The sequence below is a fragment of the Dactylosporangium roseum genome, from assembly GCF_025264685.1.
Lineage (GTDB): Bacteria > Actinomycetota > Actinomycetes > Mycobacteriales > Micromonosporaceae > Dactylosporangium > Dactylosporangium roseum.
In genome coordinates, this window is record NZ_CP073721.1 from 1,398,329 (window position 1) to 1,413,948 (window position 15,620).

The following is a 15,620-nucleotide window of genomic DNA, read 5'->3' on the forward strand; positions in this document are numbered from 1 at the left end:
GTCGTCAGGGAGGTCGTGCGGTGGGGCGCGAGTTTGGATCCGTGGGCGTGGTGGGTCTTGGCACCATGGGCGCCGGCATCGTCGAGGTCTTCGCCCGCAACGGGCTGGCGGTGACCGCGGTCGAGGTCGGCGACGCGGCCCTGCGCCGGGGCGCGGAGACACTGCGGGGCTCGATCGACCGCGCGGTGAACCGCGGCAAGCTCTCCGCCGAGGACCGCGACACGCTGCTCGGTCACGTGACGTTCACCGTCGGGCTCGACGCCCTGCGTGACGTCGACCTGGTGGTCGAGGCGGTGCCCGAGCACCTCGACCTCAAGCGGCGGATCTTCGCCGAGCTCGACCGGGTCTGCAAGCCCGGGACGATCCTCGCGACCAACACCTCCAGTCTCTCGGTCACCGAGATCTCCGTCGCGACCAGCCGGCCCGACCAGGTGGTCGGCATGCACTTCTTCAACCCGGCGCCGATCATGAAGCTCGTCGAGGTGGTGCGCACGGTCGTCACCGCCGAGGACGTCGTCGCCGACGTCGAGGCGCTCTGCACGCGGCTCGGCAAGGTCGACGTGACCATCAACGACCGGGCCGGCTTCATCGCCAACGCGCTCCTGTTCGGCTACCTCAACCAGGCCGTTTCGATGGTCGAGGCCAAATACGCCACCCGCGAGGGCGTCGACGCCGCGATGAAGCTGGGTTGCGGCCTGCCGATGGGGCCGCTCGCCCTGATGGACCTGATCGGGCTCGACACGGCCTACGAGATCCTCGACACGATGTACCGGCGGGGCGGGCGCGACCGCCGTCACGCACCGGTCCCGCTGATCAAGCAGATGGTGACCGCCGGGCTGCTGGGGCGGAAGTCGGGGCGGGGCTTCTACACGTATGAGAAGCCCGGCTCGCCGGTGGTCGTGCCCGACGAGTTCACGCCGCGCGCCGACGCCGGGACGGCCGGCGCCGCCCGCGACGTCGCCAAGGTCGGGGTCGTCGGCTCCGGCACGATGGCGACGGGCATCATCGAGGTCTTCGCCAAGGCCGGGTTCGAGGTCGTGTCGGTGACCCGCGGTGCCGAGAAGTCGGCCCGGGCCTGCGAGGCGCTGAAGACGTCGCTGAACAAGGGCGTGGTCCGCGGCAAGCTGACCGAGGAGCAGCGCGACGCGACGATCGGCCGGATCACCTGGTCGGCGACGCTCGAGCACCTGTCCGACGTCGACCTGGTCGTCGAGGCGGTGGTCGAGGAGCTGTCGGTCAAGAAGGCGCTGTTCGCGTCGCTCGACGAGATCTGCAAGCCGGGTGTCGTCCTGGCCACCACCACGTCGAGCCTGCCGGTCATCGAGTGCGCGGTGGCGACCGAGCGGCCGGCCGACGTGGTGGGCCTGCACTTCTTCAACCCGGCGCCGGTCATGGGCCTGGTCGAGGTCGTGCGCACGATCCGCGCGTCCGACGAGACGGTGGCGACGGCGACGGCGGTCTGCCGCGCGCTGGCCAAGCACGCGGTGGTCTGCGCCGACCGCTCGGGCTTCGTGGTCAACGCGCTGCTGTTCCCGTATCTCAACGACGCGGTCAAGATGGTCGAGGCCTCCTACTCCACGGCCGACGACATCGACCACGCGATGAAGCTCGGCTGTGGCTACCCGATGGGTCCGTTCGAGCTCCTCGACGTGGTCGGCCTCGACGTGTCGCTGGCCATCCAGCGCGAGCTCTACCTAGAGTTTCGCGAGCCAGGCTTCGCCCCCGCCCCGCTGCTCGAGCACCTGGTGACCGCCGGCTACCTGGGCCGCAAGGTCGGCCGCGGCTTCCGCGACTACTCGAAGCGCTGACCGGAGACCCGGGCGGCATCAGCGAGTTCAGGCGCCCCGCCGCCGAGCACCGGATCCGATCGGTGGGGTGAATGATCGGTACGCTGAAGAGGTGAGTCCCCGTCGCAATCATTCTCGCCGCGACGCCGAGCCTGAGCCGCTCGACGTCGAGCGCATCAAGCGTGGCGTCGGCGGGGTGCAGGCGTGGAGCGACGGGGACTGGCAGGTGCGCACCATCCCCGCGGGCGCTGCCGCCAAGCCGTACCGCTGCCCGGGATGCGACCACGAGATCGCTCCCGGGATTCCGCACGTCGTGGCCTGGCCCGCCGACGAGCGCGGTGATCTCACCGACCGGCGGCACTGGCACACAGGGTGCTGGCGCGCTCGCGACCGCCGGACCCCCAACGTCCAGCGGTCGCGGAGCGCACCCCGCTACGGGTGACGGTCGCCGACCGTTTCCGCCGGGGCGGGAGCCGCCGAAACCGGCGCCGGTGGCGACTGCGCCGGGACGGCCGGCACCACCGGCGTCGGGGCGGGCCAGCCCGCCAGCCAGGTCGCCCGCTGCCGCCAGACGTCACGCCAGCCCTTGCCGGCCAGTGCGCGTAGCAGGACGCCGGCGCGCAGCAGGAGCCGGGCCTTCTTGGCGCGGCCGGCCGGCCAGCGCAGCCGGACGTAGGTCGTTTTGCCGCGCAGCACCATGATCCGCTTGTTCACCGTGCTCGACGCGGCGCCGCCGATGTGGAGCAGTTGGGCGTCGGGGACCAGGACCGGGCGGGCGCCGCGCTCGCGAGCCCGGGCGCTCAGGTCGATGTCCTCGCTGTACATGAAGTAGTCCGGCGTGAACCCGCCGAGTTCCTCCCACAGCGGACGGTCGATGAGCAGCAGGCAGCCCGAGACCGCCGGCACCTCGCCGCCGATCGCACGGTCCAGCGCCGGCAGCTCGTCCGGGTTGAACCGGGCCGACTTGCGAAAGACCGAGGACAGGCCGGTCGCGAAGCAGAGGTACCCCCACAGGCTCGGCAGCGCGTGCACCGAGTGCCCGTCGTCGGTCCGGTCCGCGCGGAGCGTCCGGCCGGTGTAGATCCGGTGGTCCGGGTGTGTCGCGGCGAATTCGATCAGGGTGCGGATGACGTCGCCGATCGGCTCGGTGTCCGGGTTGATGAGCAGGATCCAGCGGCCCCGGGCGTGTGCCGCGCCGAGGTTCACCGCGTTGCCGAAGCCGGCGTTGGTCGGCTGGCGCAGGACCCGGACCTCCGGGAACGCATGCTGGACGGCGGCCGCCGAGTTGTCGGTCGACGCGTTGTCGACCACGATCACCTCGATCGGCACCACCGTGCCCGCCTGTAGGGCCGCGAGGTTCTTGAGCGTGTGTTCGCGGGTGTTGTACGAGACGAGGACGACGCTGACGAGCGGGTCCTGGTTACGGCTGTTCACTGCGAGACTCCGACGCTGGTGCGAGTGGACGAGTCGTGGCCCCAGCCGACCTGGCTCCGGCGGGCGGCACGCGAAGCGGCGACGGTCAGAGCGACGTAGCCCACGGCCGCCGGCAACAGCCAGGGCCGGGGAAGGACCACGTCGCGCAGCCACGAGGAGCGCGCCGCCGGGCGGGCGGCACCCGCGGCGCGCAGAGCGGCATTACCCGCGCGCACCCGCGCCAAACGTCGAACCAGGTCGGAAGTGCGCCGCGGGGTCTCCACGACCGCCACCACGGCCGGTGTCTCGGCCTTCTCGCCGGGTCCGAAGAGCCCGTCGAGGAACAGGTCGTCGGCGACGACCTCCGGGAACGTGTCGAAGCGGGCGCGTCCCGCTGCGGACAGCATGACGACACCGCGGCCGTAGAGGGCGTCACGGTACGCCGGGAGCCGCCCGTTGATCGCGCTGTGCGCCCGGACGAGCAACGGCCGCTTGCGGGTGTCCAGGGTCCGGTGCGCGGTCGCGGCGAGGAGTCCCGGTGTCGAGGACAGGAAGGCCGCCAGCGCGCGGATGTCAGCGGCGGTCAGCGGGATGTCGGCGTCGAGGTACACGCGCGGGAAGCCCACCGCGACCGCGTCACCGGCGTTGAGCGCGGCGGACTTGCCCGGCTCCGGGCGATCGACGACCCGGACACCGGGACGCGCGGCGGCGACCGCGGCGGTGTCGTCGGAGCAGCCGTTGGCCACGACGGTGATGTCGATGTCCGGGGCGAGCAGTCCGTCGAGGCACCGGCCGATCACGGCTGCCTCGTTGTGGGCGGCGATCACGACCGAGATCGACCGCCGAAGGCGCCGGTCGGTGGGGGAAGGGTCCGAGGTCACTGATGGCTCCAAGAGAGTCAGCGGTTGAGCGCGCCGACCGCGGCGCCGCGGGTGGTGCGCGCCGGGTGGGTGAACCGCCACATCGCGCCCGCGGCGCCGAGTTGCAGGCCGAGCACCACGACGAAGGTGCTGAACGAGAACGAGTCGAACGTCAGACCGGTGAGTGCGGCGATCAGCGGCACCGCGGCGATCGCCGCGCACAGGTGCCGGTCGACCTCATTCTCGGCCCGGCGGAACGCGATGATGGCGAGGAACACGCCGGTGAAGTGCAGCACCACCATGGCGGCGATGCCGATGTAGCCGTTGTTCATCAGCGTCATGAGCCATTGGTTGTCGAGGTAGCGGTACAGCTCGGGGATGAACGTGCCGGTGCCCCGGCCGAGCCACGGCCGCTCGGAGGCGTACTGGAAGACGACCTCGTAGTCGTCCGTGCGTCCCTTGATGCTCGGGTCGTCCTCGGCGTTGCTGAACAGCGAGCGCAGGGTGCCCAGCAACCCGGGCCGGACGACCGAAAGGACCCCGAGCAGACCGGCGGTGACGACCAGGACATTGAACCGGAAGCGCCAGTTCCAGGCCGGCCACATGCACAGCAGGGCGACACCCACGGCGAGGATGCCGGTGCGGGACAGTGCGAGCGGGATGGAGCCGGCGATGATCAGCGTGCAGATCAGGAACAGCCGGCGCTCGGCCTTGCGGGCGGCGAAACGCGCGTAGTGGATGCCCAGCGGCACCGCGAACGCCATCACCACGCTGAACTCGATGTAGTGCCCGGTCGTGCCGGCCACCCGGATCAGCCCGCCGCCGCCGCGGTCGGCGAGGCCGACCAGCTCGCCCTGGAGCGTCAGGCCCGGGATGATGATGTTCTGCGTGAGGTCCTTCTTGGTGATGAACTGCAGGATGCCGAGCAACGAGTTGATCGCCGTGCAGTAGATGAGGACCCGCTGCAGGTCGTCGAGCCGCTCCCGGGTCGGCACGCCGTCGGCGGTCATGAAGACGATGCCCATGAACGCCAATGCGCCCAGCAGGGCGCGGTCGGCGGAGTTGGCCTCGAGGGTCGGCATGCCCCGGAACTGGCCGGCCGCATACGACAGCAGCAGCGACAGCGCGTAGGCGACGAACGCCCAGCGCATCGGCTGCGGGCCGGTCATCGCCAGCCGGGGATGCAGCTTGGACAGCAGCCACCACACCGCGAGCAGCAGGCCGACCAGCAGGCCGGGCCGGCCGACCGAGGTGAGGTCGGGCACGACGAGCCGGGAGGGCAGTAGCTGGATCAGGACGATGACGAAGACCAGCAGCGACGCCGCGTCGACGTGGCTACGCCGGCGCCGCGAGGCGTAGGTGCCCGTGTCGACGAGGACCGGGAGCAGGTCGGGGGAGGGCCGATAGGCCGCCGGCCGCTTCCTCGGCCTGCGTTTGAAGATCCGCAGATCGTCGGGCGCCACCGGGGTCGGTGGCGCCTTCGTCCCGCGGGTCTGCCCGGCCATCGTGCTGGAGGTCAACGGTTGCGCGCCTCGGCGTCCGCGTCCCGGCCGTCACGCCCGGCCCAGGGCGTGTTGCCCAGCGGCAGGATGATCGTCGCGTCGTCCGTCTCGCCACCGCGCCGGTGGTCACCCTCGCCCTCCACCTGCTTGTACGAGACGGTGAGCCCGGAGCCGTTGGTGTCGCTCACATTGCGGTTCTTGGCCTTGCCACCGTTGTTCGAGACGATCGTCGTCGGCTCGTCGGACAGGTTGACCGGCCGCCTCGGCTCGTTGCCGTTGACCGCCGTCGGTATCCGGCTCTTCGTGACCCGGTCGCTGTCGGCGATGACGTCGGTGCCGCCGTCCGGCTCGAGGTCGTCCGGGGCGGTCAGGCCCGCGGCGCGCCGGCGGGTGTTGTTCCGGCGGCGCAGCAGGTTGTCGCCCACGATCGTGATCGCCGCGGTGAGCAGCAGACCGACGCCGATGATGACCACGGCGGCGCGCTTCACCTTCGAGGAGACGACCTCGATGGTGTCACCCGGGTCGAGCACCTGCGTGGTGATCGCGCGGCCGGGCTGCGGCTTGTACCGGGCCTGCTTGTCCTCGACCTCCTTGGCGACCTGCTGCTCCAGGCGCTGCACGGTGGCCTTCGCGGCCTCCGGCGTCGACGCGGTCGCGGTCACGGTGAGAATGCTGGACCGGTCCTCGGCCACCACCTCGAACGAGGGGGAGAACCCCTCGGCCGCGATCTCCTTCTTCGTGGCGTCGGTGTTGAGCGAGATCGCCACGGCGGTCGCCATGATGTCCTCGCCGACCTCGACCCACGTGTTGGTCGACGCGAGCTCGGCCTGCGTCAGCGGGGTCCGGTTGGCCGGCGGGATGAGCATGATGGTGCCGGTCGACGTGTAGTCCGGCTTGATCGTGACGAGCGCCCACGTGGTAGTGGCCAGCGTCAGCAGGATCATCGGTGCCATCAGGTACCACCGTCGACCCATCAGCTTGGCGAGATCCCAGAGGTCCACGTCATCCCCTCACACAAGCGCGGTCGCTCGTCGGTATCACTGTCGGTGTTCTGCCTGGCGGACTTCAAGAGGCTGTTCGCCCGGGCCTGGTTGCCGAACGATTGAAGTCGTCTTGTATCTGGCCCGGCGGGTTGACAGCAAGTCATCCCATAGCCGGACATAGGCCGCCGCCTGATGCTCCCAGGCGAGGGTGTTACGGAATCGGGCCAGTGCGACATTTCGCATCGACGCGCGGGCCACGGGGTCATCGAGGAGGCGGTGCAGGGCGGCGGCAAGTTCTTCGGGCGTGCCGTGTTCAACGTAGACGCCGGCGTCACCGGCGCTGCGCCGGGTCTCCCTCATGTCCACACCGACCACGGGAAGCCCTCGTGCGAGGTACTCCACGGTCTTGGCCATTGTCGACACCTCGGCGTGCGCACTGCGCGGATCTGGCTGCAATCCGACGGAAGCGGTGCGCAACAGCCGGTCGATCTCCTCGACGCCGAGCCAGCCGGTGAACTCGACGACGTCGTCGAGCTTCCGCTCGGTGGTCAGCGCCCGCAGGCTCTCCAGGCACTCGCCGTCGCCCGCGACCACGAGCCGCCAGCCCAGCCGGCCGCGCAGCTCGACCAGCCGCTCGGCGGCCAGGATCGCGTTGTCGACGCCGTCCTGTGCGCCGAGCACCCCGAGGTAGACGATCGTGTGGTCGTCGTCGGCGGCGGGCGCGCTGTCGACCGGCTTGACCTCGCTCGCCGCGGGACCGTTGCGGACGACGACGACCCGTGACGGGTCGCAGCCGCCGCGGGTGATGGCGAGCTCCCGGTAGGACTCGTTGGTCGAGACGACCGCCGAGGCGGTGCGCTGGGACCACTTCTCGAGGCGCAGGAGCACCTTGTCGAGGGCCGAGCCGGGCCGGCCGCCGCGCGCCTGGTAGACCTCGGGCGACAGGTCGTGGTGGTCGAAGACCCACGGCCGGCCGATCGCGCGCATGGCGATGGCCAGCGGCCAGAAGACGTCCGGCGGGTTGCAGACCTGTGCGGCGACGGCCCTGTCCCGAAGTACCGCTGCCATGAGATGCCAGCCGATGCACAGGAACGACCAGGCGAACTCGACCGCGAACGAGACCGCGCCGCCGCTGGACTCGTACATCTTGTACGAGCGGATCCGCGCGTCGTTGGTGCCGGGCACCCTCGTGAGCTTCTGCTTGCCGCGCGGGCAGATCACCGTCACGCGGTAACCGGCCGCCTCCAGGGCCTTGACCTCACGAATAACCCGCCGGTCGCGCTCGACCGGCAGGTTCGCCACCGCTATGACCACGTGGAGCCGTGGATCTTTGTTCCTCACCGAGCCACCGATCGATTGAAGACGACGCCGACCGTGCGGAAGAGAATCTTGATGTCGTACCAGAGCGACTTGTTCTCGACATAGACGACATCGAGGTCCAGCGCGGCCTTGAAGTCGAGGGTGCTGCGGCCGGAAACCTGCCACAGGCCGGTCATGCCCGGCCGGCACGCGAAGCGGCGCTCGGCCTCCGGCGGGAACAGGTCGGCCTCCCAGGCGAGCACCGGCCGGGGGCCGACCAGCGACATCTCGCCGCGCACCACGTTCCACAACTGCGGCAGCTCGTCGATGCTGGTGCGGCGCAGGAAGCCGCCGATCGGGGTGATCCGCGGGTCGTTGACGAGCTTGTAGACGCCCTGCTCGCCACCGTCGACGTCCTCGTCCGAGGTGAGCATCTTCTTGACGAACTCGCGGTGCTGGGCGTCGCTGTTCTTGTTCGACATCGTGCGAAACTTGATGATCTTGAAGGAGCTGCGGTGCAACCCCAACCGCTCCTGCTTGAACAGCATCGGGCCGGGGCTCGTCCACTTCACGGCGAGCGCGACCACGAGGAGCACCGGAGACAGCACGACCAGGATGCACAGCGCGACGAAACCCTCGACCAGTTGCCGCAGCGACCGCTTCGGGATGAGCGAGCGGCCCTCCCGGTGTCCCTGGATCAGGCCCCAGCCGTTGCCGACGACCCGCAGGACGCGCTGCGGCATCGGGATCTCGACGGTGGCGTCGTCGGCGAGCTCGGACGCGGGTTGCTTGGGAAGGGACGAGAGCTCAACGGTCGCGTCGCCGGTGTCGACGACGGAGTCGGGAACAGCCTGGGGCGCTGTCAACAGCGACACCTCCTCACTGCGCGTTGGTGCGACAACGAACGAGCGAGCACTACGGGCCGGGGTCGGCTCAGACCGCGGCGATCGCCTTGGCGAGGCTTTCAGCCACGTAGGCGATGTCGTCGTCCCGCATGTGCGGGAAGAAGGGAAGGGACAGGATCTCGGTGGCGGCCTGCTCGGCCACCGGAAGGCTGACGGTCTGATCGGAGAGGTAGGCGAGCTGCTGGTGGCACGGCACGGGGTAGTGGACCCCGGTGCCGATGCCGGCCTCGTCCAGCAGGCGGCGCACGGTCGCACGCCCCGGCACCCGGACGACGAGCAGGTGCCAGGCGCTGTCCACGCCGGACAGCGGCGCGACCAGCGGGATGCTGTGTGCGGCCAGCGCCTCCGCGTAGACCGACGCGACGCGCCGGCGCTGCGCGGTGGCTTCGGGGAGGTCTGCCAGCTTGCGCCGCAGTACCGCGGCCTGCAGTGCGTCGAGCCGGCTGTTCCGCCCGATGTATCGGTGTTCATAGTGGTCGGTGCCCTCGGACCGGCCGTGGTTGGCCAGCGAACGGATGCGGGAGGCGAGTGCCGGGTCATCGGTGACGACCGCGCCGCCGTCGCCCCACGCGCCGAGGTTCTTACCCGGGTAAAAGCTAAAGGTCCCCGCGACGCCGTACGATCCGGCCCGCGTTTTCTCATCCCCGCCCTCATTCGGGGCGTCGGCGCCGTGGGCCTGCGCCGAGTCCTCGATCACGATCAGGCCGTGCCGCTGGGCGAACGCCAGCACGTCCGCCGGCGGCACCATGTGCCCGAAGAGGTGGACCGGGACGACCGCCTTGGTCCGCTCGGTGAGCCCGGCCTCGAGCGTCGCCGGAGTGACCAGGAGGCTGACCGGGTCGACGTCGACGAAGACCGGCCGGGCGCCGGTGGCCGCGACCGCGGAGGCGGTGGCGATGAACGTGTTGGCCGGGACCAGCACCTCGTCACCGGCGCCGAGCCCGAGGGCGCGCAGCGTCAACTCGATCGCGTCGGTGCCGTTGGCCACCCCGACCGCGTGCCGGGTGCGGCAGAACGCCGCGAAGTCCTGCTCGAAGGCATCCACCGCCGGGCCGCCGATGAACCGCGAGTTGCCGGCCAGCGCACGGACCTCCGCGACGACGTCCTCGACGATCGACGCGTGCGGAGTGGCGAGGTCGTTGAACGGGATGCGCACGAAGGGGGGGTCCTTTCCAGCAGGAGCGAGGATTACGCCGGCACGGCGTCGGTGGCGATGTCGTTGGCGGGAGAGATCTCGACGGTCCGGCCGGTCGCCATGGACTCCGCCGCGGCCTCCAGGACCTCGACGACGGCCAGCCCGCGGCGCCCGTCGACGGCCGGACGCCGGCCGGTGACGGCCGACTCGACGAAGTCGCGGTCCACCTCCGCGAGCGGCTCGGTCATCGGGATGTGCGGGGAGACGATGCCGCCGTAGCGGTACGACATCGGGACCGTGCCGTCGAGCGGCGCACCCTGGACACCCTTGTCGTAGATGCGCAGGCGGCCCTCGTCGAGCATGTCGTCGTAGACGGCCATCCGCTGGCTGCCGACCACGGTCACCCGGCGGACCTTCGACGGGTCGAGCCAGCTCACGTGGATGTTCGCGGTGGCGTCGATGGTGCCGTATTCCAGCCGGAGGTACGCGACGTCCTCGAACGGTGTGCCGGCGTGCCGGTCGCCCCGTGCGCTCACCGCCGTCGGCGTGGCGCCGAGGATCATGTTGATGATCGAGATGTCGTGCGGCGCGAGGTCCCAGACGACGTTGACGTCGGGCTGGTAGAGCCCGAGGTTCAGCCGCGCGGTGTCGAAATAGTAGATCTTGCCCAGCTCACCGGCGGCGACGATGTCGCGCAGGTGCTTCACCACGGCGTTGTGCTCGAAGGTGTGCCCGGTGGCGAGCGTCAGGCCGGCCTCGTCGGCCATCGCGACGAGCTCGCGGGCCTCCGCCGTCGACGCGGTCATGGGCTTCTCGACCATCACGTGCTTGCCGGCCGCGAGCAGCCGCTTGGCGAGCGGGCCGTGTGAGCGGGGCGGCGTGGCGATGACCGCGGCGTCGATGAGGTCGATGACATCGTCGAGGCTGGTTACGCACAGTGCGCTGGGGTACATGCGGCGCAGCGGCTCGATCCGCTCTGCCTGGGCGTCGATGGCGACGACGAGTGACACTTCGGGCAGCGAGGAGAGCACGCGGACGTGCTTGGCTCCCCAGTAACCACAGCCGATGACGCCAACCTTCATGACCGACCCTGACTCTCGAAGACAGATCCCGAAGAAAAATCCATCGCGCACCCCCCATGGGCAGTCGCCTAGGAACCCTCGCGGATGACGCACTCGCGAGGCAAGTAGGCATCGGCACTCTCGCCGTGTCGCATTTTTTACACGCGTCATTCAACGCGAACATGAAATGCCGCTACTGGTGCTGGGCCGCATAATTCTGAATTATTTGTATATTTTTGACTTAGGTTATTAAACGGACAGAGTGGTCTTCTGATCCGCAGGTCAACGCCCGTGTGGCCAGTAGCTCGACGATGTTCTGCCGGCTTGGTGCGCACTCGGTCGTTTTGTCAACCAGGACTAGCCGAACGGTTGAACAAATTCACCCTCAACCGGCTGGCTGTCGGATCGGATCATAGCCGTGCGGGCAATTCCCAAGTCAATTCCTGTCGACATAGTCACAGGGCAGCGTGGCGTGCCATCCGGGTGCCGCCAGCGGCGGCAGTTCGATGGACACGGTGCCGCCGGGTGACTGCACGCATGCGACCCGACCTGAGTCAATCCCGTCGTCCCACGCCGGTCCTTCCGATCTGGGATTGACCACCCGGAAGTTCACTACGCAGACGATCGCGATCAGCACGCTCAGTGCCGTCAACACCCGGGCGTCGTACTTCGGCAGCACCAGGCTGACCACCGCGACGAGCAGGAGGAGGGCGGGCGCGACGTTGTAGCGGGGTGTGGCGATGCCGCTCAGCCCGACCGGTGCGATGTAGAGGGCGGCGCTGTGCAGCGCCGCGGCGAGCGCGAACCACCACCGTGCCGTGGTCCTCCGCAGCCAGGCCAGCAGCAGCACCGCCACGACCAGCAGGACGGCCAGCGCGGTGAACACGAGGCTCACGGTGCTCACCTTGGTGCCGACCCACCGCTCGCCGAAGAACGCCGCCGGCACCGCGCGGAAGACGTAGCCGGTGACACCGAGCACCGGGTCCGGCGTGAGCCCCTCGCGCTCGCTCTGGCCGGTCAGCAGACCGAGGACCTGCACCGCGAACGGCACCCCGAACGCGGCGGCCTTGATCCAGGCGTACCGGTCGCGGTGGAACCAGACCACAAACGCCGCCAGCGGCACGTAGACGCCGGTGAGGATGTCGCTGGCGGTGACGAGCACGATGCCGGCACAGGCCAGGACCCGCCCCGCCGTGGTCGCGGGCCGGCTCACCAGCAGCCAGAACAGCAGGTACAGCCCGGTCCAGTGCAGGTTGGCGGGGGAGTTGAGCACGTCGCCCTGCGCCATCGGCAGCACGGCGACCGGGACCGACACCACCAGCCGGGGGAGGGTTGAGGTCAAGCGCCGAAGGCGTCGACCGGTGGGGGGTGGATTCGACGACAGGTATTCGCCGCTGAGGTGGTAGACGGCGACGGCGAACACGGTCGTGATCAGCGCGGCCCCGGCGGCCAGAACGGCACCCGCCCAGGCGGCGGGCAGCACCGCGGCGACCGCGGCCACGATCCGGGCGACCAGGTGGTAGTAGCCGGCGTACGACGTCGTGAACGCCCCGGCCCCGTCGCGCACGGCCTGGGTCAGGAAGATCTCACCGTCTTCCGCCCAGATCGTGTTCAGCGCGCCCGGGCCGGGCTGGCGCAGCAGGCTCGCGGCCGTGCCGGCCACGACGGCGGCCGTGGTCAGCGCGATCGACCTGCCGCGGCCGCGCGGTGGTGTGTCGATCGCCTCATTTGTGCGGGTCTGCGACGTCAGCGCCATGGACAGTCCTCAGACGTACGGGCGGAACACCGGCTTCACCGGCCGCCCCACCAGATGACCCTCGACACCGTCACTGAGCGCCTTCGCGTAGACGGCGAGCGCACCGTCGACCGCTTCGACCGTACGGTCGACGTCCGCGTCGGTGTGCGAGTAGCTCATGACGAACGACGGGGCGATCACCCCGCGGCGGATCAGCTCCTGAAGGAACAGCGTCCGGAACGCCTGGGAGCGCTCGCCCTCGGCGTCCTTCGTCACGTAGATGAGATTGCTGTCCCGGCCGGCGACGCCGAAGAACTCGGCGATCCCGTGCGCCTGCGCGGCCTGCCGCACACCCTCGGCGAGCCGGCGGCCCTGCCGGTGCAGGTGCTCGATGACCGGCTCCCGCTCGTACGCTTCGAGCACCGCCATCGCCGCGGCGAGCGTGTGCGTGTCGGCGCCGTACGTCGTGGAGAGCAGGAACACGCGCTCCCGGTCGGTGCGCAGGCCGCCCAGCTCCATCAGCTCCGGCTTGCCGACCAGCGCCGCGACCGCGAAGCCGTTGCCGAGCGCCTTTCCGTAGCTGGTCAGGTCGGCCCGGACCCCGTACACGTGGGAGGCGCCCCGGACGTGCCAGCGGAAGCCGGTGATGATCTCGTCGAAGATGAGCACGATGCCGTGCGCGTCGCACAGCGCCCGCAGCCCGGCCAGGAAGCCCGGCGCCGGCGGCTCGGTGGTCTCGACCTCCTGCACCAGGCAGGCGATCCGGCCCGGGTGCGCGGCGATGAGCGCCTCGACGCTCGCGAGGTCGTTGTAGCGGTACTTGACGGTGAGCTCGCGGACGGCCTGCGGGATGCCGCCGGGCATGCCGGTCGTACCGATGAACCAGTCGTCGGTCGAGAAGAACGGGTGGTCGCCGCAGATCGCCACCAGGTCCCGCCCGGTGGCCGCCCGCGCGAGCTTCACCGCGGCACTGGTCACGTCGGAGCCGTTCTTGGCGAACTTCACCATCCGGTCGTCCTGCCCGAGCGTGCGGCGCAGCTTCTCCGCCGCGGTCAGCTCGAGCGCGGCCGGGCGGGTGAAGTTGAGCCCGTTGCGCATCTCGGCGGCGGCCGCCGCGACGACCGGGGCGTACCCGTGGCCGAGCGAGACGGCCCGCAGCCCCATGCCGTATTCGACGAACTCGTTGCCGTCGACGTCCCACACGTGGCAGCCCTCGCCACGCACGATGAAGCCCGGCGCCTCTTCCGGGAACTGGTCATCGCCCTTCGCGTACGTGTGGGCGCCACCGGGGATCACGGCGTGCGCCATCGGCCGCAGGCGGTTCGACTCCTCGAACTGCAAGACTCTTTCCTACGCTTTCTTCAGCATGGGGCGGATTCGTCCCATGACCATTCCCGACAGGCGCCGGTCGAGCGCGAGCAGCACGCCGCCCGAGATCGCCGTGGCGAGGACGCCGTAGACCACGAACTTGAGCGTCCACGGTCCGCTGATCAGGCCGAAGCGGTCGACGCTCCAGGTGATCCCGAAGCCCAGGAGGCTGGCGAAGAGGGCCGGCAGGGTCGGCCGGACGACGCGCCAGCTACTGACCTTCAGCACCCGGTTGAAGGTGATGTAGGCCATGACGATCGTGATCGTCAGCTCCAGGCCCGCCATGCCGAGCGCGATGGCGGCGACCTGCTTACGGTCGTCGGCCGAGCCGTCGAGCCACTGCCCGATGACGTAGAACCCGACGATGCCGACCGCTAGCTGGGTCCAGGCGAGCGCGGTGTTGATCCCGACCCGCCCGACCGCCTGGAGCGCCGGGCCGAGCAGCACGCCGTAGACGTTGACCGCGCCGACGATGCACAGCAACTGCATGCCGACACCGGCCGGCGACCACTCCGGGCCGAGCAGCGCGACGAGCGGCTTGGCGTCGGCGGCCAGGATGCCCAGCGCGGGCAGCCCCACGACCGCCGAGACGTGCAGCATCTTGCCGAGCCGGTCGGCGAGCACCTCGGGCTCCCGTTGCAGGCGGGCCAGCTCCGGCAGCGACACCTGCTGCAGCGACCGGGACGTCACCTCGGTCAGCATGTCGGGCAGGCGCTGCGCGATGCGGTAGAGACCGACGGCGACCGGCCCGAACCACTTCGCCAGGACCAGCACGTCGATCCGGATCGCCAGGAAGACGCCGATGCCGCCGAGCGCGGACTGCGCCGAGAAGCCCCGCAGGTCCCTCCACGCCTGCCTGGGGAACCGGAGCCGGGGCCGCCAGTCGGTGACCGTCCACAGCACGACCGCGCCGACCACGCCGGTGACGAGCTGCTGCGCCACCAGCGCCCACGCCTGGAAGCCGACGAGCGCCAGGATGATGCCGACGATGCCGCCGATCGCGTTCGCGATGAGCGTGCGGATGGCCAAGGGACGGAACGTCATCTTCCGGCGCAGGATCGCCTCGGGCACCACGGTCAGGCCCTGCAGCACGATCATCGGTGTCAGCGCGACGCAGAGCCAGGTGATCTCCGGCTGCTCGTTGAACGCCGCCCACAGCGGTGCCGCGCCAGCGGCCAGGGCGGTGAGGCCGAGGCTGCCGCCCATGACGACCCAGAAGCCCGCGTCGAGGTGGTCGTCGTCGAGCTGCTCGCGCTGGATGATCGTGGTGAGCAGCGTCTGCTGGAGCAGCATCTGCGTGATCATCACGAACAGCAGTGCCGTCGCCACGACGCCGAACGCGTGCGGGCCCAGCATGCTCGCCAGGACGAACGTGACGATGGTGGTCGTGCCGAGCCGGCCCGCGGTCAGCGCGTACGACCAGAAGATGGCGGACTTGAGCCGTTTCCGCGGCGCCTCTTCGCGCTCTGGCTGTTCGGGCGCCTCGATCTCGACGGTGCGGTCCAGGTCGACGGTCCGGTCGAGCGGGTCGACGGACTGATCGATGGTCTGGCTCATGCGGGCTCCGCTCGC

The 15,620-nt window shown here is 70.1% G+C and carries 13 protein-coding genes; 2 read left to right on the top strand and 11 right to left on the bottom strand.

The window, feature by feature from the left end:
• Window positions 1–20 precede the first annotated feature (20 nt).
• Together Drose_RS07335 and Drose_RS07340 are read left to right on the top strand one after the other, a co-directional pair.
• The gene (locus Drose_RS07335) at window positions 21–1,808 is read left to right on the top strand and encodes a 3-hydroxyacyl-CoA dehydrogenase family protein (protein WP_260727430.1); all 1,788 of its coding nucleotides are present in this window, start codon (window positions 21–23) and stop codon (window positions 1,806–1,808) included.
• 154 nt (window positions 1,809–1,962) lie between these two features.
• Window positions 1,963–2,229: a hypothetical protein gene (locus tag Drose_RS07340; protein ID WP_390891417.1), complete on the top strand. Its 267-nt coding sequence runs from the start codon at window positions 1,963–1,965 to the stop codon at window positions 2,227–2,229.
• Here the strand turns inward: Drose_RS07340 and Drose_RS07345 are convergent.
• From Drose_RS07345 to Drose_RS07395, 11 genes are all read right to left on the bottom strand, one after another.
• The gene (locus Drose_RS07345; protein ID WP_260727432.1) at window positions 2,220–3,221 is read right to left on the bottom strand and encodes a glycosyltransferase family 2 protein; all 1,002 of its coding nucleotides are present in this window, start codon (window positions 3,219–3,221) and stop codon (window positions 2,220–2,222) included. The genes Drose_RS07340 and Drose_RS07345 overlap by 10 nt on opposite strands.
• The gene (locus Drose_RS07350) at window positions 3,218–4,081 is read right to left on the bottom strand and encodes a glycosyltransferase (protein WP_260727433.1); all 864 of its coding nucleotides are present in this window, start codon (window positions 4,079–4,081) and stop codon (window positions 3,218–3,220) included. The genes Drose_RS07345 and Drose_RS07350 overlap by 4 nt, the downstream gene beginning before the upstream one ends.
• Before the next feature lie 17 nt (window positions 4,082–4,098).
• Window positions 4,099–5,580 carry an O-antigen ligase family protein gene (locus tag Drose_RS07355; protein WP_260727434.1) on the bottom strand — a complete coding sequence of 494 codons (1,482 nt, stop codon included), beginning with the start codon at window positions 5,578–5,580 and terminating at the stop codon, window positions 4,099–4,101.
• Window positions 5,577–6,563 carry a YveK family protein gene (locus Drose_RS07360; RefSeq protein WP_260727435.1) on the bottom strand — a complete coding sequence of 329 codons (987 nt, stop codon included), beginning with the start codon at window positions 6,561–6,563 and terminating at the stop codon, window positions 5,577–5,579. The genes Drose_RS07355 and Drose_RS07360 overlap by 4 nt, the downstream gene beginning before the upstream one ends.
• A gap of 36 nt (window positions 6,564–6,599) precedes the next feature.
• Window positions 6,600–7,886 carry a glycosyltransferase family 4 protein gene (locus tag Drose_RS07365; protein ID WP_260727436.1) on the bottom strand — a complete coding sequence of 429 codons (1,287 nt, stop codon included), beginning with the start codon at window positions 7,884–7,886 and terminating at the stop codon, window positions 6,600–6,602.
• Window positions 7,883–8,710: a sugar transferase gene (locus tag Drose_RS07370; protein WP_260727437.1), complete on the bottom strand. Its 828-nt coding sequence runs from the start codon at window positions 8,708–8,710 to the stop codon at window positions 7,883–7,885. Before Drose_RS07370 ends, Drose_RS07365 begins: the two co-directional genes overlap by 4 nt.
• A 67-nt stretch (window positions 8,711–8,777) precedes the next feature.
• Window positions 8,778–9,905, bottom strand: a complete 1,128-nt coding sequence (locus Drose_RS07375) for a DegT/DnrJ/EryC1/StrS family aminotransferase (protein WP_260727438.1) — start codon at window positions 9,903–9,905, stop codon at window positions 8,778–8,780.
• 32 nt (window positions 9,906–9,937) lie between these two features.
• Complete coding sequence (locus Drose_RS07380; protein WP_260727439.1) at window positions 9,938–10,966, bottom strand: Gfo/Idh/MocA family protein; 1,029 nt, start codon at window positions 10,964–10,966, stop codon at window positions 9,938–9,940.
• A gap of 415 nt (window positions 10,967–11,381) precedes the next feature.
• Window positions 11,382–12,701, bottom strand: a complete 1,320-nt coding sequence (locus Drose_RS07385) for a hypothetical protein (protein WP_260727440.1) — start codon at window positions 12,699–12,701, stop codon at window positions 11,382–11,384.
• Window positions 12,702–12,710: 9 nt separating this feature from the next.
• A complete protein-coding gene (locus tag Drose_RS07390) occupies window positions 12,711–14,021 on the bottom strand; it encodes a glutamate-1-semialdehyde 2,1-aminomutase (RefSeq protein WP_260727441.1) in 1,311 nt (436 codons plus the stop codon).
• A 9-nt stretch (window positions 14,022–14,030) separates the two neighbouring features.
• Entirely contained in the window at window positions 14,031–15,605 is a 1,575-nt protein-coding gene (locus tag Drose_RS07395; protein ID WP_260727442.1) for a lipopolysaccharide biosynthesis protein, read from the bottom strand.
• Between the last annotated feature and the right edge of the window lie 15 nt (window positions 15,606–15,620).